General features: G+C 68.6%; 26 protein-coding genes, 4 tRNA genes and 1 pseudogene. 17 read left to right on the forward strand and 14 right to left on the reverse strand.

Annotated features, from left to right (window positions below; genetic code table 11):
* Positions 1-105: 105 nt before the first annotated feature.
* Positions 106-273, reverse strand: a pseudogene (locus tag JYK18_RS47305) (DUF1330 domain-containing protein); the annotation flags it as partial.
* Between the two features lie 92 nt (positions 274-365).
* Here JYK18_RS47305 and JYK18_RS40570 point away from each other — a divergent pair.
* Positions 366-809, forward strand: a complete 444-nt coding sequence (locus JYK18_RS40570) for a GbsR/MarR family transcriptional regulator (RefSeq protein ID WP_206809217.1) — start codon at positions 366-368, stop codon at positions 807-809.
* Positions 806-1,231: a DUF6653 family protein gene (locus JYK18_RS40575; RefSeq protein ID WP_242583987.1), complete on the forward strand. Its 426-nt coding sequence runs from the start codon at positions 806-808 to the stop codon at positions 1,229-1,231. Before JYK18_RS40570 ends, JYK18_RS40575 begins: the two co-directional genes overlap by 4 nt.
* A gap of 18 nt (positions 1,232-1,249) precedes the next feature.
* Here JYK18_RS40575 and JYK18_RS48195 read toward each other — a convergent pair whose 3' ends face one another.
* Positions 1,250-2,173, reverse strand: a complete 924-nt coding sequence (locus tag JYK18_RS48195; RefSeq protein WP_206809220.1) for an AraC family transcriptional regulator — start codon at positions 2,171-2,173, stop codon at positions 1,250-1,252.
* Positions 2,174-2,311: 138 nt separating this feature from the next.
* Here JYK18_RS48195 and JYK18_RS40585 point away from each other — a divergent pair, with 138 nt between their 5' ends.
* Positions 2,312-3,064 carry an SDR family NAD(P)-dependent oxidoreductase gene (locus JYK18_RS40585; RefSeq protein WP_206809221.1) on the forward strand — a complete coding sequence of 251 codons (753 nt, stop codon included), beginning with the start codon at positions 2,312-2,314 and terminating at the stop codon, positions 3,062-3,064.
* Positions 3,065-3,152: 88 nt separating this feature from the next.
* A complete protein-coding gene (locus tag JYK18_RS40590) occupies positions 3,153-4,292 on the forward strand; it encodes an acyl-CoA dehydrogenase family protein (protein ID WP_242583989.1) in 1,140 nt (379 codons plus the stop codon).
* 1 nt (position 4,293) lies between these two features.
* Here JYK18_RS40590 and JYK18_RS40595 read toward each other — a convergent pair whose 3' ends face one another.
* The 4 genes from JYK18_RS40595 to JYK18_RS40610 form a co-directional block, all read right to left on the reverse strand.
* Positions 4,294-5,055, reverse strand: coding sequence for an ABC transporter permease (locus JYK18_RS40595; RefSeq protein WP_206809225.1), 762 nt, complete (start codon positions 5,053-5,055; stop codon positions 4,294-4,296).
* Positions 5,052-5,795 (reverse strand): ABC transporter ATP-binding protein, encoded by a 744-nt coding sequence (locus tag JYK18_RS40600; RefSeq protein WP_206809227.1) that lies wholly within the window; start codon positions 5,793-5,795, stop codon positions 5,052-5,054. The genes JYK18_RS40595 and JYK18_RS40600 overlap by 4 nt, the downstream gene beginning before the upstream one ends.
* The gene (locus JYK18_RS40605) at positions 5,792-6,757 is read right to left on the reverse strand and encodes an ABC transporter substrate-binding protein (RefSeq protein WP_206809992.1); all 966 of its coding nucleotides are present in this window, start codon (positions 6,755-6,757) and stop codon (positions 5,792-5,794) included. The genes JYK18_RS40600 and JYK18_RS40605 overlap by 4 nt, the downstream gene beginning before the upstream one ends.
* Positions 6,758-7,345: 588 nt before the next feature.
* Positions 7,346-8,371 (reverse strand): LacI family DNA-binding transcriptional regulator, encoded by a 1,026-nt coding sequence (locus tag JYK18_RS40610; RefSeq protein WP_307796282.1) that lies wholly within the window; start codon positions 8,369-8,371, stop codon positions 7,346-7,348.
* Between the two features lie 138 nt (positions 8,372-8,509).
* On the opposite strand from JYK18_RS40610, the gene JYK18_RS40615 reads away from it, so the two are divergent.
* From JYK18_RS40615 to JYK18_RS40625, 3 genes are read left to right on the forward strand one after another with little or no spacing between them, the layout of a single operon-like run.
* Entirely contained in the window at positions 8,510-9,847 is a 1,338-nt protein-coding gene (locus tag JYK18_RS40615) for an MFS transporter (RefSeq protein WP_206809231.1), read from the forward strand.
* Between the two features lie 31 nt (positions 9,848-9,878).
* Positions 9,879-11,933, forward strand: coding sequence for a hydantoinase/oxoprolinase family protein (locus JYK18_RS40620; protein ID WP_206809233.1), 2,055 nt, complete (start codon positions 9,879-9,881; stop codon positions 11,931-11,933).
* On the forward strand, positions 11,930-13,507 hold the full coding sequence (locus JYK18_RS40625) for a hydantoinase B/oxoprolinase family protein (RefSeq protein WP_206809235.1): 1,578 nt from the start codon (positions 11,930-11,932) through the stop codon (positions 13,505-13,507). Before JYK18_RS40620 ends, JYK18_RS40625 begins: the two co-directional genes overlap by 4 nt.
* Before the next feature lie 24 nt (positions 13,508-13,531).
* Here JYK18_RS40625 and JYK18_RS40630 read toward each other — a convergent pair whose 3' ends face one another.
* The gene (locus JYK18_RS40630; RefSeq protein ID WP_206809236.1) at positions 13,532-14,104 is read right to left on the reverse strand and encodes a dihydrofolate reductase family protein; all 573 of its coding nucleotides are present in this window, start codon (positions 14,102-14,104) and stop codon (positions 13,532-13,534) included.
* Positions 14,105-14,138: 34 nt separating this feature from the next.
* Positions 14,139-14,336, reverse strand: coding sequence for a hypothetical protein (locus tag JYK18_RS40635; RefSeq protein ID WP_242583990.1), 198 nt, complete (start codon positions 14,334-14,336; stop codon positions 14,139-14,141).
* Between the two features lie 213 nt (positions 14,337-14,549).
* Here JYK18_RS40635 and JYK18_RS40640 point away from each other — a divergent pair, with 213 nt between their 5' ends.
* Entirely contained in the window at positions 14,550-14,768 is a 219-nt protein-coding gene (locus JYK18_RS40640; RefSeq protein WP_206809238.1) for a hypothetical protein, read from the forward strand.
* A 59-nt stretch (positions 14,769-14,827) separates the two neighbouring features.
* Here the strand turns inward: JYK18_RS40640 and JYK18_RS40645 are convergent, their stop codons facing one another.
* Positions 14,828-15,304 (reverse strand): hypothetical protein, encoded by a 477-nt coding sequence (locus JYK18_RS40645; RefSeq protein WP_206809240.1) that lies wholly within the window; start codon positions 15,302-15,304, stop codon positions 14,828-14,830.
* A gap of 41 nt (positions 15,305-15,345) precedes the next feature.
* Positions 15,346-15,741 carry a peptidase inhibitor family I36 protein gene (locus JYK18_RS40650; RefSeq protein WP_206809242.1) on the reverse strand — a complete coding sequence of 132 codons (396 nt, stop codon included), beginning with the start codon at positions 15,739-15,741 and terminating at the stop codon, positions 15,346-15,348.
* A 201-nt stretch (positions 15,742-15,942) separates the two neighbouring features.
* On the opposite strand from JYK18_RS40650, the gene JYK18_RS40655 reads away from it, so the two are divergent.
* The 8 genes from JYK18_RS40655 to JYK18_RS40690 all read left to right on the forward strand — a co-directional run bounded on the left by JYK18_RS40655 (position 15,943) and on the right by JYK18_RS40690 (position 23,158).
* Positions 15,943-16,302 carry a hypothetical protein gene (locus tag JYK18_RS40655; protein ID WP_206809243.1) on the forward strand — a complete coding sequence of 120 codons (360 nt, stop codon included), beginning with the start codon at positions 15,943-15,945 and terminating at the stop codon, positions 16,300-16,302.
* 314 nt (positions 16,303-16,616) lie between these two features.
* A complete protein-coding gene (locus JYK18_RS40660; RefSeq protein ID WP_307796283.1) occupies positions 16,617-17,225 on the forward strand; it encodes a GNAT family N-acetyltransferase in 609 nt (202 codons plus the stop codon).
* A 354-nt stretch (positions 17,226-17,579) separates the two neighbouring features.
* The gene (locus tag JYK18_RS40665) at positions 17,580-18,200 is read left to right on the forward strand and encodes a hypothetical protein (protein WP_206809245.1); all 621 of its coding nucleotides are present in this window, start codon (positions 17,580-17,582) and stop codon (positions 18,198-18,200) included.
* Positions 18,201-18,424: 224 nt separating this feature from the next.
* On the forward strand, positions 18,425-18,820 hold the full coding sequence (locus tag JYK18_RS48365; protein ID WP_206809247.1) for an Imm53 family immunity protein: 396 nt from the start codon (positions 18,425-18,427) through the stop codon (positions 18,818-18,820).
* A complete protein-coding gene (locus JYK18_RS40675; protein WP_206809248.1) occupies positions 18,798-19,655 on the forward strand; it encodes an immunity 49 family protein in 858 nt (285 codons plus the stop codon). Before JYK18_RS48365 ends, JYK18_RS40675 begins: the two co-directional genes overlap by 23 nt.
* 628 nt (positions 19,656-20,283) lie before the next feature.
* On the forward strand, positions 20,284-21,393 hold the full coding sequence (locus JYK18_RS40680) for a site-specific DNA-methyltransferase (RefSeq protein ID WP_206809249.1): 1,110 nt from the start codon (positions 20,284-20,286) through the stop codon (positions 21,391-21,393).
* A gap of 119 nt (positions 21,394-21,512) precedes the next feature.
* Positions 21,513-21,830 (forward strand): helix-turn-helix domain-containing protein, encoded by a 318-nt coding sequence (locus JYK18_RS40685; RefSeq protein ID WP_206809250.1) that lies wholly within the window; start codon positions 21,513-21,515, stop codon positions 21,828-21,830.
* Positions 21,812-23,158 carry a tyrosine-type recombinase/integrase family protein gene (locus JYK18_RS40690; protein WP_206809251.1) on the forward strand — a complete coding sequence of 449 codons (1,347 nt, stop codon included), beginning with the start codon at positions 21,812-21,814 and terminating at the stop codon, positions 23,156-23,158. Before JYK18_RS40685 ends, JYK18_RS40690 begins: the two co-directional genes overlap by 19 nt.
* Before the next feature lie 49 nt (positions 23,159-23,207).
* Here the strand turns inward: JYK18_RS40690 and JYK18_RS40695 are convergent.
* From JYK18_RS40695 to JYK18_RS40710, 4 genes are all read right to left on the reverse strand, one after another.
* Positions 23,208-23,282, reverse strand: a tRNA-Val gene (locus JYK18_RS40695).
* A gap of 1 nt (position 23,283) precedes the next feature.
* A tRNA-Cys gene (locus JYK18_RS40700) sits at positions 23,284-23,354 on the reverse strand.
* 25 nt (positions 23,355-23,379) lie between these two features.
* Positions 23,380-23,452: transfer RNA gene (locus JYK18_RS40705), tRNA-Gly, on the reverse strand.
* Between the two features lie 121 nt (positions 23,453-23,573).
* Positions 23,574-23,999 carry an SsgA family sporulation/cell division regulator gene (locus tag JYK18_RS40710; protein ID WP_020672550.1) on the reverse strand — a complete coding sequence of 142 codons (426 nt, stop codon included), beginning with the start codon at positions 23,997-23,999 and terminating at the stop codon, positions 23,574-23,576.
* Positions 24,000-24,425: 426 nt separating this feature from the next.
* Between JYK18_RS40710 and JYK18_RS40715 the strand changes: the two genes are divergently transcribed.
* A tRNA-Val gene (locus JYK18_RS40715) sits at positions 24,426-24,497 on the forward strand.
* The last annotated feature ends 36 nt before the right edge of the window (positions 24,498-24,533 follow it).

Below are 24,533 nucleotides of genomic sequence, written 5' to 3' on the forward strand. Positions count from 1 at the left end.
CGGGAACACCGTGCTGCCCAAGGAAACCTTCGACGAGGCGGTCAAGGCCGACCCCGCGGCGGCCGACATCCTCGCGCGGGCGGGACGGCGTGCCTGAATCGGTCGTCAGTCGAGGGCTTCGGTGATGCGGAAGTCTCGCTGGAAGCCGACGGGGAGTGCGGCCAGGGCCTTCTGGTAGGCCGCACTCTCGTACGCGGCGACGGCCTGGTCGAAGCTGCCGAACTCGATCAGAACAACGCGCTCGGCGATTCCGGCCTCGTGTGCGACGACCCGGCTCGCCGAGGCGACCCCGTCGTTCCGGCTCAGGCGGGTGGTCTACTCTGAGTTTTCAGAGATCTCTGAAACCTCAGAGCTGGAGTGGAGCGATGACCGACGCGGCCGAGGAACTCGCGCTGACCCTGACCCGCAACGGCTTGCAGCGCATGACCGCGCGCGTGCTGTCCGTGCTGCTGTTCACCGAGCAGGAGTCGATCACCGCCGGGGAGATCGCCGAACGGCTCAGCGCGAGCACCGGGACGGTGTCCACCGCGCTGAAATCACTCGGTGACGCCGGGCTGGTCGAGCGGGTGCCCGCCCCGGGCAGCAGGCGCGAGCACTACCGCTGCCCCGACGACGCCTGGGCACGGCTCATGTCGGCGCAGAACACCACCGTGCAAGCGATGCTGCACGCCGCCGAACAGGGCATCGCCGCGGCGGGAGCGGACAGCGTGGCCGGGCGGCGCCTGGCGAACATGCACGACTTCTACACCCACCTCATGCAGGAACTGCCCGCGGTCATCGACCGCTGGCGAAAGGGGCGACAACGATGACGAACCTTCGCGCACTCAAACGAGCGGTGTTCGCCCGCCACTGCCACCCGTGGAGTGCCTGGACGCGCTGGGCGTCCGCCCCGCTGGTGCTGGTCCCGGTGTGGCGGCGCAGCTGGCGCGACGCCGCGCTGGTCGCCGCCTGGATGGCGATCAACCCCGTGGTGTTCGGCAAACCCGCCCACGAACGGGCCTGGGCGAGCCGGGCGATGCTCGGCGAAGAACGCTGGATCGCCGAACGGCCAAGGGACACCGCGATGGCGGTCAACGTGGCCGCCACCGTCGCGGGCCTGACCGGGGTGGTCGCCGCCCGCCGCCGCCACGCCCCCACCGCGGCGGTCGCGTCAGCGACGTCGATGGCGCTGTTGCTGGCCTATTGGGAACTGATGGTCCGCTACCACGACCAGCACAACGAGGCCGGGTGAAGGGCACGGCGCGGGCGTTCAGGCCGACCGGCTGGCCGTCGAAGCCCTTGCCTCGTCCCGGAAGGTCTTGGGTGACGAACCGACCACGCGGCGGAAAGCGGTGCTGAACGCGCTCTCGGAGCTGTACCCGGTCGCCGAGGCCAACTCCGAGATCGAGAGTTCGCCGCGGGCCAGGGCGTCCCGCGCGAGTCTCATGCGCCACTGGATCAGGTACTCCAGCGGCGAGGTCCCGATCTGGTCCTTGAAGGCCTGGGCGAACGCGGACCGCGACATGTGACTGATGGCAGCGAGTTCGCCGACGGTCCAGGAGTGCCCCACGTCCGCGTGCATGGCACGCAGCGCGACACCGATGCCGTCCTGGTTCAGCGCGCCCAGCCAGCCGATCGGCTGATCGGTCTGGCAGGCGTGGGCGCGCAGCATGTGCACGAGCAGGACCTGGGCGAGGTGGTTCTGCACCAGCGATCCGCCGGTCGCGGTGGCCTCGACCTCGGTGGCCAGCATTTCGATCAGCTGCCCCAGCTGCCTGCCCCGGGGGTCGGCCGCGCGCACGATCACCAGCGGCGGCAGGAGATCGGTCAGAACGCAGGCGTTCCGGTCGTCGAACGCGAGGTGCCCGACGCAGAGGTAAAGGTCCTCTTCGGACTCCAGGCCGATCCGCGCGAACCCGTCCTCGGCAGTCGCCCACACCGACTCCGCCGGGCGCGGCCTCACCTCGGGCGTGCTGGCCAGCACGTAGGGCGGCGGGTTGCCCAGCATGAACGTGTCACCCTCGTGCAGGAGCACCGGTTCGCGCCCGTCGAGAACCAGCCAGCACGTGCCGCGCACGAGGCCGCCGACCCGCACGTGCGGAAACGCGCCGAAGCGCAGCGCCCACTCCCCCGCGGCCCGGAGGCTGGGCTCGATCACCGTGCGGGGCCGGAGCAGGCCGATCGCGTCAGCCACCGGATCCCGAAAGCCAAGCACCGACACCCCCTGGACGATATGTAAAGAACTCTGGAGTCTGCATGATGGATCCTACAGCCCCGGTTCGGCAGTATCGATCTCGAACGATCAACTCCGAGAATGATGGAGAGACCCACCATGGGGCAGCTGGATGGCAAGACGTCGGTGGTCACCGGAGGCAGCAGCGGGATCGGCCTGGCCACCGCCCTGCGCCTGGCCGACGAAGGCGCATACGTGTTCGTCACCGGCCGGCGCGAGGCCGAACTGGAGGCCGCCGTCAAAACCATCGGCGCGGACCGCGCCGAGGCGATCGTCGGCGACATCTCGAAGCAGGAAGACCTGGACCGGCTCTACCAAGCCGTCCGGGCCCGCGGCAAGGGCTTGGACGTGCTCGTGGCGAACGCCGCGACCGCCGCGTTCGTGACGCTGGAGCAGACCACCGAGGAGCACTTCGACCAGACCTTCGCGGTCAACGTCCGGGGCACCCTGTTCACCGTGCAGAAGGCCTTGCCACTGCTCAACGACGGGGCCTCGATCGTCCTGGTCGGTTCGACCGCCGGTGACCGTGGCGTGGAGGCGTTCGGCGCCTACGCGGCATCGAAGGCGGCCGTCCGTTCGTTCGCGCGGACGTGGTCCAACGAACTCAAGGGCCGCGGCATCCGGGTCAACGTGGTCTCCCCGGCCTGGATCGAGACGCCCGGAGGCACCGCCGCTTTCGGCGACGAGGAGGCGGCCAAGGCCGTCAAGGAGAACGTCGCCGCGACCGTGCCCAGCGGCCGCATGGGCCGGCCCGAGGAAGCCGCCGCGGTCGTGGCCTTCCTGGCCTCGGACCAGAGCAGCTACGTCATCGGCACGAACGTCTACGTCGACGGAGGCACGAACCAGATCTAGCGCACCGGGTTTGCCTTACCATGGAGGCGGTCGCATCGCACCTGGGGGCGGTATGGGACACCTGCACGTCAGTGCCGAGTTCGACGCCATGGCAAGGAAAATCGACGAGATCGCGCCCGTTCTGCGTGCCGAGGCCGAGAACTGCGAGGAGCAGGGCGCGCTCACCGACGACGTGGTGCGCGCGCTGGAAAGCACCGGGGTGCTGCGGATCGGCATCCCCAGCGAGCTCGGCGGGTACGAGTTCTCGCCGTCGCAGGTGGTGCGGACCATCGAACAGCTGTCGTACCACGACGCTTCCGTTGGCTGGACGGTGATGGCCGTCCAGTTCGTCACCGGCTGCACCGCGGGCTACCTCGGTGCCGAGGCCGTCGCCGACCTGTACCCGGACGTGACCGCGGGCCGCCACGCGGTCATCGCCGGGCAGGGCACTCGCCTCGGTACCGCCGTGCGGGCCGACGGCGGTTACCGGATCAGCGGGCGCTGGGGGTTCGCCTCCGGTATCCCGCTGGCCACGCACATCCACACCGCCGCGTTCTGCGCGGAGACCGGTGAGTCGCTGGTCTTCACCTTCCCCAAGGAACTCGCGACGCTCGTCGACAACTGGGACGTGCTCGGCCTGCGCGCCACGCACAGCATCGACTACGTGTGCGAGGACGTGTTCGTCCCCGCCACGCACGCGTTCGCGGCCACCACCATGGAGAACGTGCACGGTGGCGCGCTCTACCGGCTGGGCCTGGTGAACCTCGCCGCGGTCGTGCACAGCGGCTGGGCGCTCGGCGTCGGGCGGCGGCTGCTCGACGAGCTGAAAGCCTTGGTGGCGGCCAAGACCGGCACGCACAACGCGGCCGTGGACACCGGGTGGTTCCACGCCGCCTACGCGCGGGCCGAGGCGCGGTTCCGGGCGGCCCGCGCGTGGGCCATGGAGGTGTGGGCGGACAACGAGGCGACGCTGGACCGCGGCGAACACCTGAGCACGGAACAGGAAACCCTCACCCGGCTGATGCTCGGCAACACCACCTGGTCCGTGCACGACGTCGGCGACACCGTGCACCGGTGGGCCGCGACCACCGCCATCCGGCGGGGCGACCTGCAGCGCTACCTCCGCGACCTCGACACGGGCACCCAGCACATCACGTCCGGGCCGGTCGTGCTGCAGAAGTGCGGGGCGTCGCTGGCGGGGCTGGCCCCGGGCGCCCACTGGCACTTCCTGGACCTGGTGCCGGACTGACTCAGGGGCGATGGGCCTCCGCCCACGGCAGCAGGCGGCGTTCCACGTACGCGAACCCGTAGAACAACACGATGCTGATGACCCCGAGCAACCCCATGGCGGCGAACGCGAGCGCGGTGTCGGCGCTCGCGCCGGACGAGACGATGACAAAGCCGAGCCCCGAACTGGCACCGACGAACTCGGCGATCACCGCACCGATCACGGCCAGCGTGATCGCCGTCTTCAACCCGACGAAGACCTGCGGCAGGGCGTACGGCAGCCGCAGCTTCAGGTACTCCTGGCGGCGGGTGCAGCTCAGCGAGCGCATCAGCTCGACCAGCTCGGCGGGCGTCGACTTCATCCCGGACGCCGTGGAGATGACCACCGGGAAGAAGCACACCAGGAACACCAGGAGGACCTTCGGCCCGGGACCGAAACCCATCCACACCACCAGGATCGGCGCGATGGCGATCTTGGGGACGGCGTTCAGCGCCAGCAGCGGCGGGTAGATCGTGCGCTCCAGGATCGTCGAGCTCACGATGAGCAGCGCGAGCGGAATGCCCACCACGACGGCCAAGCCGAACCCCTGGACGGTTTCCAGCAGCGTCACCCAGGCCTGCTCGAGCAGGTAGCCCGGGTACTCGCCGAAGGCCGCCACCACGTCACCGGGGCTGGGCAGCAGGAACTCCTCGATCGCGAACACGACCGTCGCCAGCCACCACAACGCGAGCACCACCAGCATGCCGAGTACCGGCAGCACGACCGCGGCCACACGGCGGCTCATCCCGTCACCTCCAGCAGGTCGTACAGCTCACCACCCGCCGCGGCCACCCCGGCGGCGCGCGCGGTCCTGGGCCGCGGGAGGTCCACGTCGACGATCTTGCGGAGCCTGCCGGGCCGAGGGGTGAGCACCACGACCCGGTCGGCGAGCACGACCGCCTCCTCGACGGAGTGCGTCACGAACACGACCGTCAACGGGCGCTCACGCCAGATCCGTTGCAACTCGGCGGAAAGCTCGGTCCTCGTCAGCGCGTCGAGCGCGGAGAACGGCTCGTCCATCAGCAGCACGCGCGGGTGCTGGACGAGCGAACGGCACAGCGACACCCGCTGTCGCATCCCGCCGGACAGCTCGTGCGGCAGCCGTCCGGCGAACTCGGTGAGCCCCGTCAGCTCCAGCAACTCGTGCGCGTGCGCGGTGTGGCGCCGCTGGTCCAGGCCGAGGACCTCGACCGGCAGCAGCACGTTGGCCAGCACCGAGCGCCACGGCAGCAGCGCGGGCCGCTGGAACATCACGGAGATGTCGCGGCGGGGCCCGGTCACCGGTTGCCCGGCGACGAGCACCCGCCCGTCCGTCGGCGCGAGCAGTCCGGCGACGATCCGCAACAGCGTCGACTTCCCGCAGCCGGACCGGCCGATCACCGCGACGGCCTCGTGCTCGCGCACGTCGAAGTCGATGCCGTCCAGTGCGGGTACGCGCCCGGCCTTCCCGTCGAAGACCCGGGACACCCGCTCCACGACGATCATCGAGCGCCCGGCACCAGGTCGTGGTCGACTATGTCCGCCGGCCGCAGCGACCCGCCGGGGATCGCCTGTGCTTCCACGAGCAGGTCGATGACCGTCGCGACCCGGCTCTCCTCGACCGCGCCGAGCGGCTCGGTGTACCCGTCCGGTCTCGTGTACCCGGCCATCAACCGCATCTCGGCGGCGGCCACCTCCGCGTTCTGCGTCGGGTGGTACTTCTGGAGGATCCTGCCCGCCTCCTCGGGGTTCTCGATGGAGTACCGCAGCGCCTCGAGCAGCGCTCCGCTGAACCGCCGCACCAGCTCGGGGTCGCGGTCGGCCAGATCCCGCGAGGTGACCAGCATGTTGCCGTACAGATCGGGCAGGAGGTCGCCGTAGGGCAGGACGACCGCGGTGCGCCCGTTCGCCGCCGCCTCGATCAGCGGCCGCCCGACGACGAACTGGCCGATCCCGTCGACCTGCCCGGACACCAGCAGCTGCGGCAGGGCGGGCGGCGCGGACGGCACGAACTCGACCGACCCGGGATCGATGCCCGCGGCCCTGGCGTACAGGGGGAACATCAACCCGACGGTCGACCCGGCCGGGTCACCGATCCGCTTGCCCACCAGGTCGGTGGGCTCGGTGATGCCACCGCCCTCGAGCCCGATGATCGCCGCGACGGTGCGCTGGTGGATCGCCGCGACCGCGGTGACCGGGAGCTTTTCCTTGGCCACCGTGATCATCGTGCCGGTGAGGTCGCCGATGCCGAAGTGCGCGCGCCCGCCCGCCACCAGCTTGAGCACGTCCACCGTGCCACTGCCGGGGTTGATGGTGACGTCGAGCCCTGCCTCGGCGAAGATCCCCTTCTCCTGCGCGACGAACGCGTACGCGTCCCGCCCGAACGTGCTGAACGACGTCAGGTAGGTGACCTTGGCGGAACTTTCGGGCCCCGGCTCGTCCCCGCAGGCGACGAGCGCCGAAATCATAATGATCACAAGGAAAGCTGAACGAATCGACCGCATCGGCGCCTCCTTCCCCAGGGTGCCCCCAACCAAACAGCACCGGCGGAGACCGGGTCAAGGGGCACGCTCCGGTCCATTGTGGACAAAATGCCGGTCGATGCGAAGCAGGGGTGCACGACACGATCGGGGGAAAGGCGCGCCGGGCCACGGCTGGCACTGTGGGAGCTCAAGCAGCACGCGGGAAACCGTCATACGCCACCATGCGCGAGGATCTTGGTGCGATGGCCTCGAAATCGGCGTTGTCGGCGGCGGCACGAGGTGCGCAACTGCCTTCCTGGGAGACGACCTGAGAGTTCGTCCGGTCGCTGGCTGTCGGCGCGCTCGGCCAGGACGAGCAGCGGGTGCGCGCGCACTGGCGAAAGCAATGGGATCAGGCGGCCGCCGCGGTCCTGGCTCAGGCCACACCGGTGGAACCCCCAGCGGCAGAACACGTGCCCGCCCTGGTGCTCGATGAGCTCCTGAACCTTCATTGTCGGTGTCCTGCGGACGGGTACCCCCTCCGGCCGGAACCCGTGGGCACACCTCAGGGCTGTCCAATTTGGACACCAAGCTTCAACCGCTCCGGCGGGTCGATTCCCGCAGGCGCAGGTCCGGCGTCAGGAACACCGGGCCCGCCGGAGTCTCCGCGCCGGAGAGGCGGGCCAGCATCAGCTCCACCGCGCGCTCGGCCAGTGCTTCGTGGGTCAGGTCCATCGCGGTGATCGGCGGGGTGCTGGCGCGGGTGTGTTCGCTGTCGGTCAGGGCCGCCAGCATCAGTTGGTCGGGGATGCCCAGCCCTTGCGCCGCGGCGACTTCGGCGATCAGCGCGGCGAAGTCGCTCGTCGCGACCACGATCGCGTCCGGGCGGTCCGGGTCGGCCAGCAGCGGCTGGACCAACTCGGCCGCGTCGGCCATGCTCAAGCCCTCGCTCAGCAGCCCGGTCCGCGGTGCCAGCCCGCGACGCGAACACCACGCCAGGTAGGTCTCGCGCGGACGCCGGTTCCACGCGTTGTCCTCGGTGCCCGACAGCAGCAGGACGTCGCGCGCGCCCTGGTCGTACAGATGCTCCAGCAGCGCTTCGACCACCGGCGGGTAGTCCAGCCGGACGGCCCACGGCAGGTCCGGCTGGTCCGGGTCCTCCTCCACGGTGACCACGGGCAGGCCACGGCCCAGCAACTCAGCCAGCGCCGTGTCCCCGCCGTACGGGTGGGCCACGATGCAACCGTCCATCGGCACGCTCGCCACCGCGGGGTCGTGCAGGTCGGGCACGTGGATCAGGCCCGTCCGGTGCCGCAGCGTCTCCGTCGCGACCGCGCCGACGAGCCGGTTGAACGTCTCCGCGCGATCGGGAGTGCCTGCCACCGCGTAGCGCGGCCGCAGGATGAGCCCGACCAGGCCGGACCGGCCGGTCCGCAGCGAGCGCGCGCTCGGGTTCGGGTCGTAACCCAGCTCCGCGGCGGCCTCCCGCACCCGCGCCTGGGTCGCGGCGGAAATGGGCCGCCGCCCGGAGAAGGTGTGCGAGACCGTGCTGATCGAGACCCCGGCGCGGTCGGCGACCTCCCGGATCGTCACCGGCCGCCCGGCCGCCTCCCCGTCCACCCCTCGCTCCCCCTTCGCCTTGCCCTGGAGGGGCCAGTATCGCCCATCGGCCGCCGGACGGGGCATTGACACCGCGCCGACGTGCGGGTTTGATGTCGCGCACCTCATCAAAACGTTTTGATGCTGATAGGAGGCGCCATGGCCGCCCCGGACCACCCCACGCCGCCCACCGCTGCCCCGTCGCCGACGGTCGGCGAGGTCTGCACCGGTATGCGGCTGACCCGCCGGCACTGGCTCGTCGGCTCGGTGCTGTTCCTCGCCTTCGTCGTCGAGGCGTGGGAACAGGTCGGGCTGGTCTACGTCTCGACCGGGATCGCCGAAGAATTCGGCGTCGGCAACACGGAACTGGGCTGGGCACTGTCCGCCGTCGCGTTCGGCATGGTGCCCGGCGCGCTGCTGTGGGGCGGACTGATCGACCGGCTCGGCCGCCGCCGCGTGGCGGTCACCAGCCTGCTGGTGTACGCGGTGCTCGCGCTGGCCGCCGGGCTCTCCCCCGCGTTCTGGCTGTTCGTCGCGCTGCGGTTCCTCTCCGGCGTCGCGTTCGGCGGTGTCTACGCGGTCACGTTCCCGTACTTCCTCGAACTGCTGCCGACCAACCGCCGCGGCCAGGGCGCCGTCGCGCTCAGCATCGGTTTCCCCGTCGGCACGCTGCTGTGCATCGGCGTGAGCCAGTCGCTCGGCACGATCAGCTGGCGCGCGGTCGCCGTGGTCGCCGCGCTGGCCGGGCTGTGGGCCTTCGCCGTACGGCGCTGGGTGCCCGAGTCGCCGTACTGGCTGGCCCAGCGCGGCCGGCACGCCGAAGCGGCCGCGGTCCTGCGCGGCTTCGGCGCGGACATCCCGGCGGACACGACGTTTTCCACCGGGGACACCGACCGCAAGGCGGGCCTGGTGCGCAACCTGTTCCGGTCGCCCGTGCGGCGGCGGTTCCTGCCGCTGCTGCTCACCTCGTTCACCTTCAGCTGGGGCTACTGGGGGTTGCAGACCTGGCTGCCGGTCCTGCTGCAGAACCGCGGGCTCAGCGTGTCCGGTGCGTTGTGGTTCGTCGCGGTGACGCAGGTCGTGTCCGTGCCCGGGTACCTGCTCGCCGCGTGGCTGACCCACCGCCACGGGCGCAAGCGGATCTTCCTGCTCTTCGCGTTCGCCTCGGCGATCGGCGGCGTGCTGTTCGGCCTCGCCACCGGTTCCACGCAGCTGTACGTGGGAAACCTGATCCTCGCGTTCTTCTCGCTCGGTGCCTGGGGCATCTGGAACACCTGGTCGGCCGAGGTGCTGCCGACCGCGCTGCGCGGCGTGGGCTACTCCTGGTCCACCTCGGCGATCCTGCTGGCCAACACCGTGTCGGTGCCGGTGATCGGCGCAATGATGGACCACGGCGTGGCGTCCTCGCTGACCATCGCCTCGATCATGGCGTTCCTCGTCATCGCGCTGCTCGCCGTCCTGCCGCTGCCGGAGACCGAAGGCCGCGCGCTCACCTGACCTGATTTTCGTTGTCTGACAAGGAGTTGCTATGACCTACCGGGTCGCCATGGACATCGGCGGCACCTTCACCGACGTGGTCGTCCACGACGGTGCGGGGCAACGCCTGCGGGCGGGCAAGGTGCTCACCACGCCCGACGACCTCGCGCGCGGTGTCTTCGGGGCGCTGGAGGCGTTCGACCTGCCGTTCGCGGAGATCGAGTTCTTCGTGCACGGCACCACGCAGGGGCTGAACGCGTTGCTCGAACGACGCGGCGCGAAGGTCCTGATCCTGACCACGCAGGGGATCGGCGACGTCTACCGGATCGCGCGCGGCAACCGGAACCGGTTGTTCGACCTGCACTACCGCAAGCCCGTGCCGCTCGTCGGGCCGGACGCGGTCGCGGAGGTCGCGGGCAGGCTCGATGCCACCGGCGCCGAACGCGAACCGCTGGACGAGGATGCCGTGCGGCTGGTCGCGAAACGGGTGCGAGAAGAGGGCTTCGAAGCCGTCGCGGTGTGTTTCCTGTTCTCCTACTTGGATTCCGGACACGAGCGCCGGGCCGGTGAGATCCTGCGCGCCGAGCTCGGCGACGAGGTGCTGGTTGTGCTTTCCCATGAGGTCGCACCCGAGTGGCGGGAGTACGAGCGCACGTCGACGGCCGTGCTGGAGGCGTACACCGGCCCGTCGGTGCACCGCTACCTGGACCGCATCGAAGGGCGGTTCACCGAGAAGGGCCTGCACGTCCCGGTGCACGTCATGCAGTCCTCCGGCGGGCTGGTCAACGCCGGGTTCGCCCGGCGGCACCCGCTGCAGACCCTGCTGTCCGGCCCGGTCGGCGGCACCATGGGCGGCGTCGCGGCGGCGAAGCTGCTCGGCCGCCCCGACCTCATCTGCGTGGACATGGGCGGGACGTCGTTCGACGTCTCCCTGGTGCTCGACTCCGCGGCCGACGTCTCGCCGGACGGCGAAGCGGAGGGCTTCCCCCTGCTGATGCCGCTGGTCAACCTGCACACGATCGGCGCGGGCGGCGGTTCACTCGCCTACGCCGAGGGCGACGCGCTGCGCGTCGGCCCGGAGTCGGCGGGCGCCGTGCCCGGCCCCGCGTGCTACGGCCGCGGCGGCACCAAGGCCACGGTCACCGACGCGAATTGCGTACTCGGCCGGGTCGACCCGGGCTCCTTCGCCGGCGGCATGGCGCTCGACCTCGACGCGGCCCACACCGCCGTCGCGGCGCTGGCCGGGCAGCTGGGCCTGGACCCGGTCGAGCTGGCGTCGGGCATCTGCGACGTCGGCAACGCCAAGATGGCGCAGGCGATCCGCACCCTGACCGTCGAACACGGCCGCGAGCCCGGGCAGTTCGCCCTGCTCGCGTTCGGTGGCGCCGGGCCGATGCACGCGGCGTTCATCGCCAGGGAAATCGGCATCACCGAGGTGATCGTGCCGCGGTTCCCCGGCGCGTTCTCCGCCTGGGGCATGCTCGAAGCCGATGTCCGGCGGGACTTCACCCTGCAGTTCTTCGCCAACGGCACCGAACTCGACCCCCGCGCCCTGCGGACGGCGCTCGACTCGCTGCGCGACCAGGCCCTGGAAGCCTTGCGGGACCAGGGAATCCCGGATGATCGCCGGTCGGTGACGCACGGTGTCGACATGCGGTACGAAAGCCAGGACTACACGCTGACCGTGCCGATCCTGGACACCGATCCGGTCGACAGCCCGGATTTCCTGCCCGTCGTCGAGGCACGCTTCGCCGACCTCCACCACCAGCGCTACGGGCACGCCACCCCGGGTGCGCCGGTGCAGTTCGTCGCGTTGCGCACCACCGGCCACGGCGTCGTCGACCGCGCCGCGGCAACGGCCGGCGTGGCACCCGAACGGCCGGCTCCGGTCACCCGCGACGTCGTCTTCGCCGGGAAGGCCGTGCCCACCACGATCGTCGCGCGCGCCGCGCTCGCGCCGGGCAGCCGGCTCGCCGGCCCCGCCATCGTGCACGAGGAAACCGCCACCACCGTCGTCCCGCCGGACGCCGGACTCGCCGTCGACGAGCACGGCTTCCTGATCATCACCCTCGAAGCCGCCGACCACCTGCAGGAGAACCCCGCGTGAGCATCAGCCCCGTCACCACCGAAATCATCCGCTCGGCGCTGATCCAGGCCGCCGAGGACATGAACATGACCCTGATCCGCTCGTCGTACACGCCGACGATCTACGAGGGCAAGGACTGCGCGGTCGCGCTGCTGGACCGCCACCACCGCGTGCTCGGCCAGTCCTCCGGGCTGCCGATCTTCCTCGGCAACCTGGAGGTCTGCACCCGCCACACCGAGGACCTGTTCGGCCCGGAAATCTGGCAGCCCGGCGATGTCTGGGTGCTCAACGACTCCTACATCGGCGGCACGCACCTCAACGACTGCACGGTCTACGCGCCGATCTTCGTCGGCGACGACCTGGTCGGCTTCGCCACCTCCCGCGCGCACTGGATCGACATGGGTTCCAAGGATCCCGGCGGCTCGATGGATTCCACGAACATCTACCAGGAAGGGCTCCGGATGGGGCCGACCCGGATCGTCGCCGGTGGCGTGGAGTGCGCCGACATCCTGCGGCTGATCGAGACGAACGTGCGGTTCCCGTACGTGACGCTCGGCGACATGCGCGCCCAGATCGCCTGTTCCCGCATGGGCGTGCAGCGCCTCGGCGAGTTGTTCGCCCGCTACGGCGCGGAAACCGTCGACGCCGCGCGCGAGCAGATCTTCGCCCAGACCGAACGGCTGGAACGCGCCCGGATCGCGGCGATCCCGGACGGCGAGTACGAGGCGACCGGGTACCTGGACAACGACGCGATCGACCCGGACACACCGCTGAAGGTGCGCGTGCGCGTGGTCGTCGACGGTGAGTCGATGACCATCGACCTCACCGACTGCGCCGACCAGGCCACCGGACCGGTCAACTGCGGCCGCGCCCAAGCGGTGTCCGCGGCCCGGGTGGGCTACAAACTGCTGATCTCCCCACAGGTCAGCCTCAACGGCGGCTCGTTCGCCCCGCTGGACGTCCACGTGCGCGACGGATCGATGCTGGGCGCCCGGGAACCGGCCGCGTGCCAGTACTACTACTCCAGCCTCGGCATGCTCATCGACCTCGTCGTGGCCGCGCTCGCACCCGCCATGCCCGACGAGGTCGCCGCGGCCAGCTACGGCGACTCGATGATCGTGCAGTTCGCCGGCGACCACCCGCGCACCGGTGAACCGTTCGTGACGCTGGAAGCCACCGTCGGCGGCTGGGGCGCATGGGAAGGCGGCGACGGCGAAACCGCGCTGATCAACAACGTCAACGGCTCGCTGCGCGACCTGCCGATCGAAGTCGTGGAGACCTTGTATCCGGTACGGGTCAACGAATACCGCATCCGCACCGGCTCCGGCGGCGCGGGCCGCTGGCGCGGCGGCGACGGTGTGATCCGCGAGTACGTGATGGAGGCTGACCAGGACCTCTCGCTGTGGTGGGAACGCTCGGTGACCCCCGCTTGGGGCCTGTTCGGCGGCGAAGCCGGCACACCACCGCGCGTGGTGCTCAACCCCGGCACCGCGGACGCGCGGGAAATGCTGAAGGTCAACAGCCTCCGCGTCCACCGCGGTGACGTTCTGCGCTGCGAATCCGGCGGAGGCGGCGGCTACGGCACACCCCACTGAGCCCTGGAACGGGCACGAGCTTCCTCAACGGACTACGCGGTAACGCAGATGCGTGGCGTTGCGCCCTTCGAGCCGGCGCACGAGCTCCAGTTCGACCTGGCCGTGTCCGCCCGGCTCGAACAGCCGGCGTCCGTCGCCCAGCAGCACCGGGACGAGGTGCAGTTCGAGTTCGTCGAGCTGCCCGGCTGCCAGCAGTGCCCGCGCCGCACTCGCGCCGTGGACCAGCACGGCGCGATCCCCCGCCGCTTCCCTGGCCTCGGTGGCACACGCGTCGACGTCGGTGTAGTACTTCGCGCTGCCCGGTGGCTCGTCGGCCGGGTCGATGTGGTGGGTGAGCACGTGGATCGGCACGCCGTCATGGTGGTCGCCCTGCCATCGACCGGCCAGCTCGAACGTGCGGCGCCCCGATATCACGGCGCCGGTCGACGCGGCCTCGGCGTACACCTGCCCGTTGACCCCCTCGGCCATCCGGTCGTCGAGCCAGTTGAACAACCGGCCTCCGCCGCGGCCGAGCTCCTGGCCCGGCCGGTCATCCGGCCCGGCGATGTACCCGTCGACCGACACGGACATGTACAACCGCAGTGGTGTCCTGGCCATCCTCAATCCCCTTCCCCTGACCAGTCGGCGGCGGTCATGCCGCCGGGGTGATCGGCTCGATCCCGTGGCCGGCCAGCGCGGCGAGCGTGTCGGCCATCGACTCGACCTGCACGACGAAGTGACTCACGTCGGTGCCGACCTCGACCGGGTTGACGTCGTAGCCGACCGCCGTGTAGAACGCCAGCGACCGCCCGAGCTCGGCCACCCGCAAGCCGATGTGCCACGTTCTCATCCCAGCACCTCCATCGCGTACGCCGATCATGCTGCGCCCCGGGTTCTCGCGGCTATCCCACATTTCTGGGGGGCGGTGAGCGAGGCACTGGACGGCGCGGTGCCGTCGGAGGGCTCCTGCCTGATGACGATGGACCCGGCCACCATGCTGCCGACCTGACGCGCGTGGGCAGGACCGCGGCGAGCCTCAGCGACGTCACAGCGGGCGAGCTCGTTGCCGCTGCCCGCATTGATCGTGGAGTGCGCCGCGCTGGCAATGCGCTGTGTGGTGGCGTTGCGCGGTGTCTACGAGTTCCCCGGCCTCAATAGACTGTTGTACAAGGCATGGCGCGACGCGGGATGGCCGTCCGGCGTGGCCGCAGGCACCGAACGGGATCTCGGTGAGGATCCGCTGGTGCTGTCGTGGCTGGGCCTGCCGTCCGCGCCCGACTGACAGCGAAGTGCACCGTGCCGACTTTCGCCGGCACGGTGCACCATTCGGTTTCTCACGGTTCAGGCGGCCGCCCCTTGGCGGCGCGTGGACCGGGCTTCATCCTTCGTGCCGTTCGTCCCCGGCTTGTCCATGAAGCAGATGACACACGTGCAGCTCATCGTGTTGATTCCGCCGTGGTTGTACCTTCCGCAAGCATCCACTGCGCCGTTGACCGGAAGCGTGCTGGCGGAGTTCTGTCCGGGTTGGACCCACGAATGGTGGCAGGTCGCGCCGCCCGGGCAGCCACCTCCCTGCAGGTAAACATAGTCGCCCTGGGAGGACGAGGTGATCTGACCGTGGTACTGACCGGAGTCCTCCAGTTTCCAGAGGTTGATCCGCATCTCGAACAGCGGGACCTGTTCCACCAGCACGTAACCCGCGGCGATAAGCTCGCGGGTTTGCTTCGCGTCGGCCGCTTCGGCTTGCGCTATACCGGTTCCGAAGAGCCCGCTCGCCAGGATGAGCAGCCCGGCGGTCATGCCGGAAATCTTGCGCATGCGCTTCAACCTCTCCAGTGGGAAAACCGCAAATTGCCGGGTCAACACCGCGCACAGTACGAAATGCTGTGCACGACGAACGGGTAATTCTTCAGCGAACTACTGTGGTGCACATGCCCGGTCTGCGGATTCTCGCAGAACCCCGAGTTCACCACCAGGTTCAGATCGGTTTTGTTCCAGCCGGACAGAGCGGGAATGATGTTCACGCAGAAAAGCTCACGATTCGGCGGAGGGTAGTCGAATCGGGGGCCTTCGAAGTTGACCTTGGTCCAAATGCACAGCTCTGCGGGGTCGCACGTGGGAACCGCTGCTGTCGAAGCGGCCGCGTGCCCGAAGAAAAGTGACATGCTTGCCGTGATGATACTGAGTGTCAACGCTGCTCTGCGCATGTGATCGCCGCCTTCTTCTCGAGCGGTGGCAGTGGTTGGAATCTTCACCAGCTTCGGCGCCTAGAGCAGGAAAGCAGCGCCGCCACGGTGCCGTCAAGGAATAGAGGAGGGTTTCAGGCCTGCTTGAAAATGGCGCCACCGGGTGACCTTTTCGCCGTTGACGCTTCCACTCACCCAATCACGTCTGTAGCATCCGAATTCGGCCATCGCATTAGCGGGCGGTCATCCCACAATCATGTCTGGGGAATCATGTTCAACCTTCGCAGAGCCACCATTGCCGCCGCCGGGTGTTTTGTCGCACTCGGCCTGTCGTTTCCGGCCGCGGCGGCCGCACAGGAAGCGGGCGACGTCACCAGCCAGCGCACATGGGTGGCGCCGGCCGGGGAGAGCAGCGCCGCGGCGGCCGACTGTGAGGCGTTCATCAGCGGTGCCACGGGCCTCGTCCGCTGCTACAGCGGCCCTCCCGGGACCACGCAGTTCCGAGCGATGGTCGAGTGCCAGAACGGAACCATCCAGTACGGGAACTGGGTCCCCTACGGCACGTTGACGTCGGCGACTTGCCCCGCTGGCGCCGGCAACGCGACGCGGGCTGGCGCGCAGCTCAGGTAAGAACAGGACCGTGGCGCCGCCCGGGCAAGCGACGGCCCGGGCAGCGCCACGGACGAGCGGTCCGCGGGCGAACGGGCTAAGCGGCGGACCGTGACAGGTGCGTGGCGGCGCATTCATGTCCGTCACGACGCCTGGCTCTGATCACGGTCGCCCGTTGGCGTGACCTGTCGGCGGATTGACCTAAGTGCTCAAGTGTGTACGGGTGAACATGCCCAGTTGCTGGGGGCTCCAACTGGCTTCTCAGCCGCGGGTTCCCGTCGCTGTCGCTCGTGGTCGTGGGCTTATTCGCTTGCCTACGCTGGGAAGATCGACGGGTGACCCAGCCTACGTTGCGTACTCGGCGGCTGACGCTCGTGCCGCTGACTGATGAGCACCTCGAGTTGGAGACCGAGCTGGATTCCGATCCCGAGGTGATGCGTTACCTCACCGGCCGGGCCCTCACCCGCGCCGAGGTCGAGCGAGCACATCACCGTCGGCGTGCTGCCGCGCATAAGGTGTCCGGCTTGGGCTTCTGGGTCGGATTCGCCGAGGATGGCTTCGTCGGTTGGTGGATTCTGCAACCACCGCATGGGCCGGACCAGCCCGACATCGCAGGGGAGGCCGACCTGGGCTATCGGCTGTTACGTCGCCGGTGGCGCTGCGGGTATGCCAGCGAGGGCGCGAAGGAACTCATCCGCTACGGCTTCACTGACCTGGGACTCAACCGCATCTTCGCCCAGACCATGGCCGTCAACACCGCCTCACGGGCAACCATGGCTGCCGCCGGGCTCTCCTTCGTTCGAGCGTTCATCTCTGCCGGGACCTACGACGACCCAGTGCCCGGCGCGGAGCAAGGCGAAGTCGAGTACGACATCACCCGGGCCACGTGGCAGCAACGCCACGACGCCACACCGAGCCCGCAAACCCCGAGCCTCACCGACTGAGCACTTTCACTCGCACCTGGCTGAGCACGTTCACGTGGACGCCGACCGTGATCTCGCGAAGCGGCCCGGCCACCGGGTTCGGTAGCCGGGCCGCAGGTTCAGGCGAAATGGAACGTCACGGTCAAGTCATCGTCGTCGGATCGACGAGCCTCGCCTCCAAGTCGACGACTCGGCGGTCGTGGAAGCGCAGGTTCGAGCGGGCGGCCGTGAGGCGCTCCTCCAAGGTGCGGTTGTCGGTGATGAGCTGGCGGACGCGTTGCTTGAGGGTCGTGTTCTCGTTGGTGATCCGCTGGATGGCCTCTGCCCTACGCAGCCGATGACGACGACGGTGCCATCCAGTACGTCCGGGAAGCGTTGCGCCGATCGTGCCGCACGGACAGGGCGGCGCTACTCGCCGACGACCGCGCCACCCAGACCTACCGTGTCCTGCGCCCCATCGAGGCCCGCGCCACCCACGCCCGGATCGACCAGCGCGACACCCTCCGCCAGGCCGAGGTCGACCGCGACGCCGGCCGGATCAGCGACGACGAGTTCACCGAGAAACGGAACGCTTTCATAACCTGGCGTCAACGGGCCGCCGGGTTCGACGAAATCCTGCGCCCCTTCCTGGACAGAGCCCGCGATCGCGTACGGGCCGTGCGCCGAGACACCATCATCGACGGGCTGCGCAGCTCACTGCTCACCCTGGCCCTGGCCGTCCACGAGCACCGCAACATCCACAACGGCGAAGAATCACAGCGAACCCCGGACCTGCTGGCGACCAAGGCAGGCAAAGTCACCACGGACCGCCAGATCGGAAACTACGCCTCACAGGTACTGCGCAAGCCCCTGCGAAAGTTGGAAAACCTCGACCTGATCGAACGGCTCGCCGACAAACACGGTGAGCGCGTCACCGTAACCGATCGACACCGGCTCGCCGAACTACGCCGCCACTGGGACAACAAACACTTCGGAACGTGCGACCTTGGGCACTGACGCCGAACGGTGCCGTGACGGGGCAGGCCCGGCAGAAGCCATCTGTGACCTGCCCCGTCGGTGTGAACCCAGCTCCCGAACGGGCGGATCACGGGCCTACACCTCCTAAGTGACGTCTCGTAAGTCGAGGTGGGTGCTGATCGGCTGATCAAGCATGTAGTTGATCATGTGTGGGTCCAGGTGATCACCGCGTCGCTGGCCAGGCAGGGTCAAATCTGCCGAAGGTGTTGATCAGCTGTCGTTTTCTCGAGCGCTGGTTCGCCGGACAGTGCGATGACGACTGGGAGCATCGGTACGGAATCACACTGGAGACTCGGGACAACCCCGGGTTGGGCGCTTGCCGTCGACCACGCCGGCACGAACCTTGCAGGATCGGCGGATTCCTTGGCAACGCCCAGACAGGAGCAACTCGGACTGGCTCCACTACTGGTCCGCTGACGCCCGCTTCGGGGCGCGTTGCGGAGCGGCGAACCCGCACCTGGCATGATCGCAACGGAAAGACCTCACGACACATTGCGCGTCTGTGTCCCACAACCGACTACCCCAACCTCGACGTGCTCGCCCCAGTAGGTAAGACCTGCAAGAGAGTGACATTTCGTGCGCACTATCGCTCGGCATGACGTTGATGTGCCCAACGCCGAGGAGACCGTCGAGCTTCTCGGCGCACGCGCCCACGAGGTGCGTGAGGACCTGGAAGAGATTCCGCTCGGTCCAGGTTTCGCGATGTCTCGATCCATGGCCGAGTTCGGTAACCGCTGCGCGAGCGACCCGAGGGTGGCCCGGTCTGACACCTGGTACGCGCTGGTCCGGGCGATGCAATCGTCCACCGCGCTCTTCCAGGCTGCGAGCAGCACCGGCGGGGACGTCGAGTTCCGGTTCGGCGACGAGACGATCCGGCGGCAGGCCACCGGTCCGACCACCGACAGCAACGCCGTGAACTGGCTGACCGCGCTCTACTTGGCCATGATCTGCCGCGACCGCCCGCGGCTCGACTTGTTGGCGGGCATTTCGTTGAACCTGCTCCGCGAGTCCAGCTACGAGTACGACGAATTTCTCTATTCCTGGGTGCACGCTCTCCAGATCCATTGGCGCGGCGAAGAGAACCTGATCGACACCGTGCTGGAGGCGATGAGCGGCACCGACCCCGAGGGGCTGCACCGCTTCCAGGCCGCTCCCGTCCTGCAGCAGTACTACCCGCCGATGGAACTGTTCTATCGCTTTACACAGCGCGAAAATGCCGGGTTCAACGACTCACTCGCCAACGCGCTGGATCTGCACAAGCGATACTGGACCGCCGAAGAAGAACGGGTACGGGACCCCGAGGGCTTCGTCGCGCTAGGACCACTCGCCATCGCCTGCCTCGCCCACGACGCGGGGGTGACCATCGAGGTCGAGTCGGATTACCTGCCGATCCACCTGCTGGAGGGCACCAGAGTCGGCGAGATGTCGACGTGAGCAACACGCACACGGCCCGCGCCAGAACGCATCGCCCCGCCATCGTCGCTCAGTCTGCCTCCTCCATCCTCGACGTCCGCACATGCCGATGACCGTGCAAACGGTGCCCGTGTGAGGTGAGCAGTTCGAGACCCGTTCGAGTCTCGAAGGTGGTGGTTCGCGTGGGGAGTTCCTTGCCAGCCTTCGTTGGGGCCGTCATCGGCCCAAGTGATGTCTCACAATTGGTCTTGTGGCTTACTGGTGGCCATGAGTGCGGTGTTGTCAGCTGACGAACGCGATGTTGCGCAAGTAGGCGATCGTTGGTGTCGAAATACGGGCCGGTGAGCGGCCTCTTGGAGTGATTTCGCGATACACGTCGACGACCGTGCGGAAGGCCTCGATGACTCCACCACTATCCCGTGGGCCGACTACGCCGAACGTGGCGCACGCCAGTCAGCCATTGGCCTCACGCACCCAGTCTCGGGCGCGGGCGCGACGGTACGGCCCCTTTGTTGGTGCCGAACCGTGTCCAGCACCGCACAGCTGCTCATCGTTGGTCCGCCGCACAGTTCTCCCGCGGGTCACGACCTGCACGCGTCCGCGCGGCCGATTTCCTCGTCATCACGCCCCGATTTAAGGAGTTCTTGTCGTGTCTCAAGTTCACTTCGACGATCATGGCGTTACGCTGTTCACTGGTGACGCCGCCACCGTCCTGGCCGGCCTGCCCGACGGCTCTGTCGACTGCGTGGTCACCAGCCCTCCGTACTGGGGCTTACGTGACTACGGCACCGCCCGCTGGAGCGGTGGTGCCCCGGCCTGCGCGCACCTCGCCGACGCCCGGCTTGGGCCCTCCGCTCGATGCCGCCGTTGCGGAGCACGGCGCGCAGACCAGCAACACGGTCTGGAATCCACCCCGCAGGAGTACGTCGACCGCCTGCGGGCCGTGTTCAACGAGTTGTCGCGGGTCCTGGTCGGCACCGGCACAGTGTGGTTGAACCTGGGCGATTCCTATGCCGCCGATCCCCCGGGGCGCACGGCTGGCGGGATGCGGGCGAGCACCTTGGCCGGTTCTTCCGCGGCGGCGCCGCTGCGGGAATCCGTTCGCCGTGCAGGGGTGCGGCGAACTCGGGCTCTCCCGCGCAAGAACCTCGTCGGCATGCCCTGGCGTGTGGCGTTCGCGCTGCAAGACGACGGGTGGATTCTGCGCAGCGCCATCGTCTGGCACAAACCCAACGCCATGCCCGAACCGGTACACGACCGCGTGTCCACCCGGTACGAAATGGTGTTCATGTTGGCCAAGCAGCAGCACTACTTCTTCAACCTCGACCCGATCCGGGAACCACTCGCCCGTCCACCCGCCTCCGCACGCCGGGTCGATGGCGACGTGGACGGCAAGTACGCCCGCATCGCACCCTTCTCCGGCAAGCGGCATGGCCAGGCGATGCGGCCCACCGGGACCCGGCACACCGCGGGAAACCCGCGGGGCAGGAACCCCGGCGATGTCTGGTCCATCACCACCCGCCCGCTCCGGGAAGCGCACTTCGCCGCCTTCCCGATCGATCTGCCGCTGCGCTGCATCACCGCCGGCTGCCCCGAAGGCGGCACCGTGCTCGACCCGTTCAGCGGCGCCGCCACCACCGGAATCGCCGCCCGGCAACTCGGCCGTTCCTACGTCGGTATCGACCTGAATCCTGAGTTTCACGAGATCGGATTGCGGCGGCTCGGCCTGGGCTCTACCAGCGGTAGGTCGGCAGGGTGACCGGCGGTGCGGCCGGGCCCACCCGATCGGGGGCCTCCGGGCCGAGCACTTCTCCGACTACTCTTCCGGGCCCGCTCGAAGTCGGCGCGGCCAAGGAAAACGGCAAGGAAGGAGGAACTGTGGACGATCCCACCAGCACCCAGGCTTCGGATCTGCCCACGGCGGTGCGGCAGCTCGCCGAAGCGGTCCACACCCTGGCCGTCGCCGCGCAGCGGGATCCGGACGCGTTGCTCACCGCGGAGCAGGTCGGCAAGTTGCTCGGCTTGTCACCGCGCACGTTGAAGGATCAGGCGGCGGCCCGGGTGTTTCCGCACCGCAGGTTCGGCAAGCACTACCGGTTCAGCCGCGACGACGTCGCCGAGATGGTGCGTCACGCCCGATGCGCATCCCGCATCCCCGACAACTGGAAGGAGAAGAAATGGCCTACGGCGAGCTGATAGTCAGGGAACCGCCGTTGTGGAGGTGCCGATTCAAACTGCCCAACGGCACCTGGGGCAGCAAATCAGGGTTTCCCACGAAAGAAGCAGCAGAAGATTGGGGTGACGAGCAGGAAGACCAGATCCGGCGCAGCGTGTGGAGGGACCCGCGCGAGGGGGAGAAGCCGTTCGACGTCTTCGCCGAGGAGTGGTTCGCCGCGGTGAAACCACGGCTGGAACCAACGACCGTGGTGAAGTACCGGTCCTACCTGGACAACCAGCTGCTACCGAAGTGGAAGGGGTGGCCGATGGTCGTGATCTACCACGACTACGCCGAGATCGAGAAGTGGCTGTCCAAGCTGGACGAGAACTACGCCGAATCCTCCGTGGCCTCATACTTCGCGCTGTTCTCCACCATCATGGGCGTCGCCGCTGACCGGGCGAAGATCATCCCCGGCAACCCCTGTCGAGGCGTGCGCGTCGGCTCCGGCGACTACGAGGAGGAACGGCTCGTAGTCGCCAGCCCAGTGCAGATCCTGCGGGCCGCGATGCGGCTCTACGAGCGCGGGCTCGGCCTCGGCGGGTTCACCCTCTGCCTGCTCGACGGCTACACCGGCGCCCGTTGGGGTGAGCTGGTCGGGCAGCAGCGCCACGAGTACGACTCGGAACGCCGTCGGATCCGGATCTGTGCGCCGCTCAAGGAGGTGAGCGGGAAAGTGTTCAAGGGCGGCAGCCTCGCCGCGCAATCCGGTGGAGCAACGTCACACCCCTCCCCCGCGCGGCCAGGACGTCGGCGCGGCAAGGGAAAGAAGGGCCGGACCAAGACACCAGCCGGGACCCGATGGGTGGATCTGCCGCCGAGTATCGCAGTGTTCTACGAGGAACTGATGGACAGCCACCCGCATCCGTTCGTGCTGTGCACGCCCGAGGGCAAACCGTGGCGGCGGTCGAACTTCCGCAACCGGCACTGGCGGCCCGTCTGGGATGGACTCGAGGATGGCGACCGGCAAGTTGTCCCGGCGATCTTGCCGGAGTTCACCTTCCATGAGGGACGTCACAGCCACGCCACCTGGCTCATCGAAGACAACATCCCCGAAGTCGTCCGACGAGCAAGGCTGGGGCAGAAGATGAAGGGCATAGCCCGCGTCTACGACCACATCACCCCGGAAATGGAACGGGCAGTCATCCAGGCACTCGAACGACGCTGGCTGAACGCACTCAACGCCCTCCGCCCGACCGAGCGGGCCAAGCTCGGCGAGTGGTTTCCCCACTTAAGGCAGACGAGGCCGGTAGGAGAGCTGGAATCGGCCCTGCGGACCGTCTCCATTTCGTCTCCATTGCGCAAGTAAAGCCCCGTCCCTCATGAGGAGGAACAGGGCCTTGACCTGCGAAAACAGATGGTGCGCGATACTGGGATTGAACCAGTGACCTCTTCCGTGTCAGGGAAGCGCTCTCCCGCTGAGCTAATCGCGCGAGGTGGAGACGGGATTCGAACCCGTGTACACGGCTTTGCAGGCCGTTGCCTCGCCTCTCGGCCACTCCACCGTGTCAGGCCCGAGTAGGCCTTCCGAGCGGACGACGGGACTCGAACCCGCGACCCTCACCTTGGCAAGGTGATGCGCTACCAGCTGCGCTACGTCCGCATTTCCCCCGCTTGCTCGGGGTTTCCCTCGCTCGCGGTGTGTGAAGAACTCTAGCCGATGCCCCCGCACCCGGTTACAGGGGGGTGGCCACAACGTTGCCCAGCGCCCTGAACAGGCGCGATCAGCTCAAATCATTCGGAATCAGGTGGGTCAGCGCGTCGTCGACGTCGACCCACAGGTGTTCGTTGCCGGGCAGCACCACGTCGTACGTGCGGTCGAGGAAGTCCGCCAGCTCCTGGGCCGACGCCTCGAACATGGCGTGCCCCGACGGCGAGTTCAGCTCGATCAGCACGGACTCGGGATCCTCCACCGACGGGCGGATCCGGACATCGCCGTCGCCGGCGTCGGCGAGCAGGCCGTCGGCGAGCAGGTCACGTGCGTACACCCACTCGACCCAACCGGCGCGGCCGGTCCGGAACGCGGCGACGACCGCGTACGGGTCGCGAGTGTCGTAGCGCAGCTCCACCTTGACGGGGACTGCGGGCGTCCGCGGGGCCAGCAGGTCGAAGACCGCGGTCGAGCGGAGCGTCACGTGATCGTTTCGCATCGTCCTACCCTTCACTCCTCTCCCGGTCCAGGTTGACCGAGTCGCGACGTTGAGACGTACCTGGGCGCCGTGTCGCTCGCGGTTTTGCCGAAGATCACCCGTACGGGGTCATCACGACGACCGCTCACTCCATCATCACCCCTGGCCTCCGGGCCGCCGCACGCGCCCTGGCTGATCTCCCACGGGTCCATACTGCTCGGTTTGATCCCGCCGCGATAGCGCTGTCGCGCGAATGTCGGAAGTCACCCGGCCGCCGCCACCCGCGCAGGGCCACCGCTACCACGTTGTTGTTCGCTCCGTGTCGGCCAGTGAGCGGAACGTGGCGATCCGGAACCACCCGTTTGGCCGGGCGGGGTTCCGGCTAACGGGACCCCGGTGCGCGGGCCCCCGCGGGGGGTGCGCTACTGTGTTCACACACCGCAAGCGGGGCGATTAGCTCAGCGGGAGAGCGCTTCGTTCACACCGAAGAGGTCACTGGTTCGATCCCAGTATCGCCCACCGCCCAGCTTAGCGAATCAACGGCCCGTCGGCGCA

Origin of the sequence: Amycolatopsis sp. 195334CR (assembly GCF_017309385.1) — a bacterium.
Lineage (GTDB): Bacteria > Actinomycetota > Actinomycetes > Mycobacteriales > Pseudonocardiaceae > Amycolatopsis.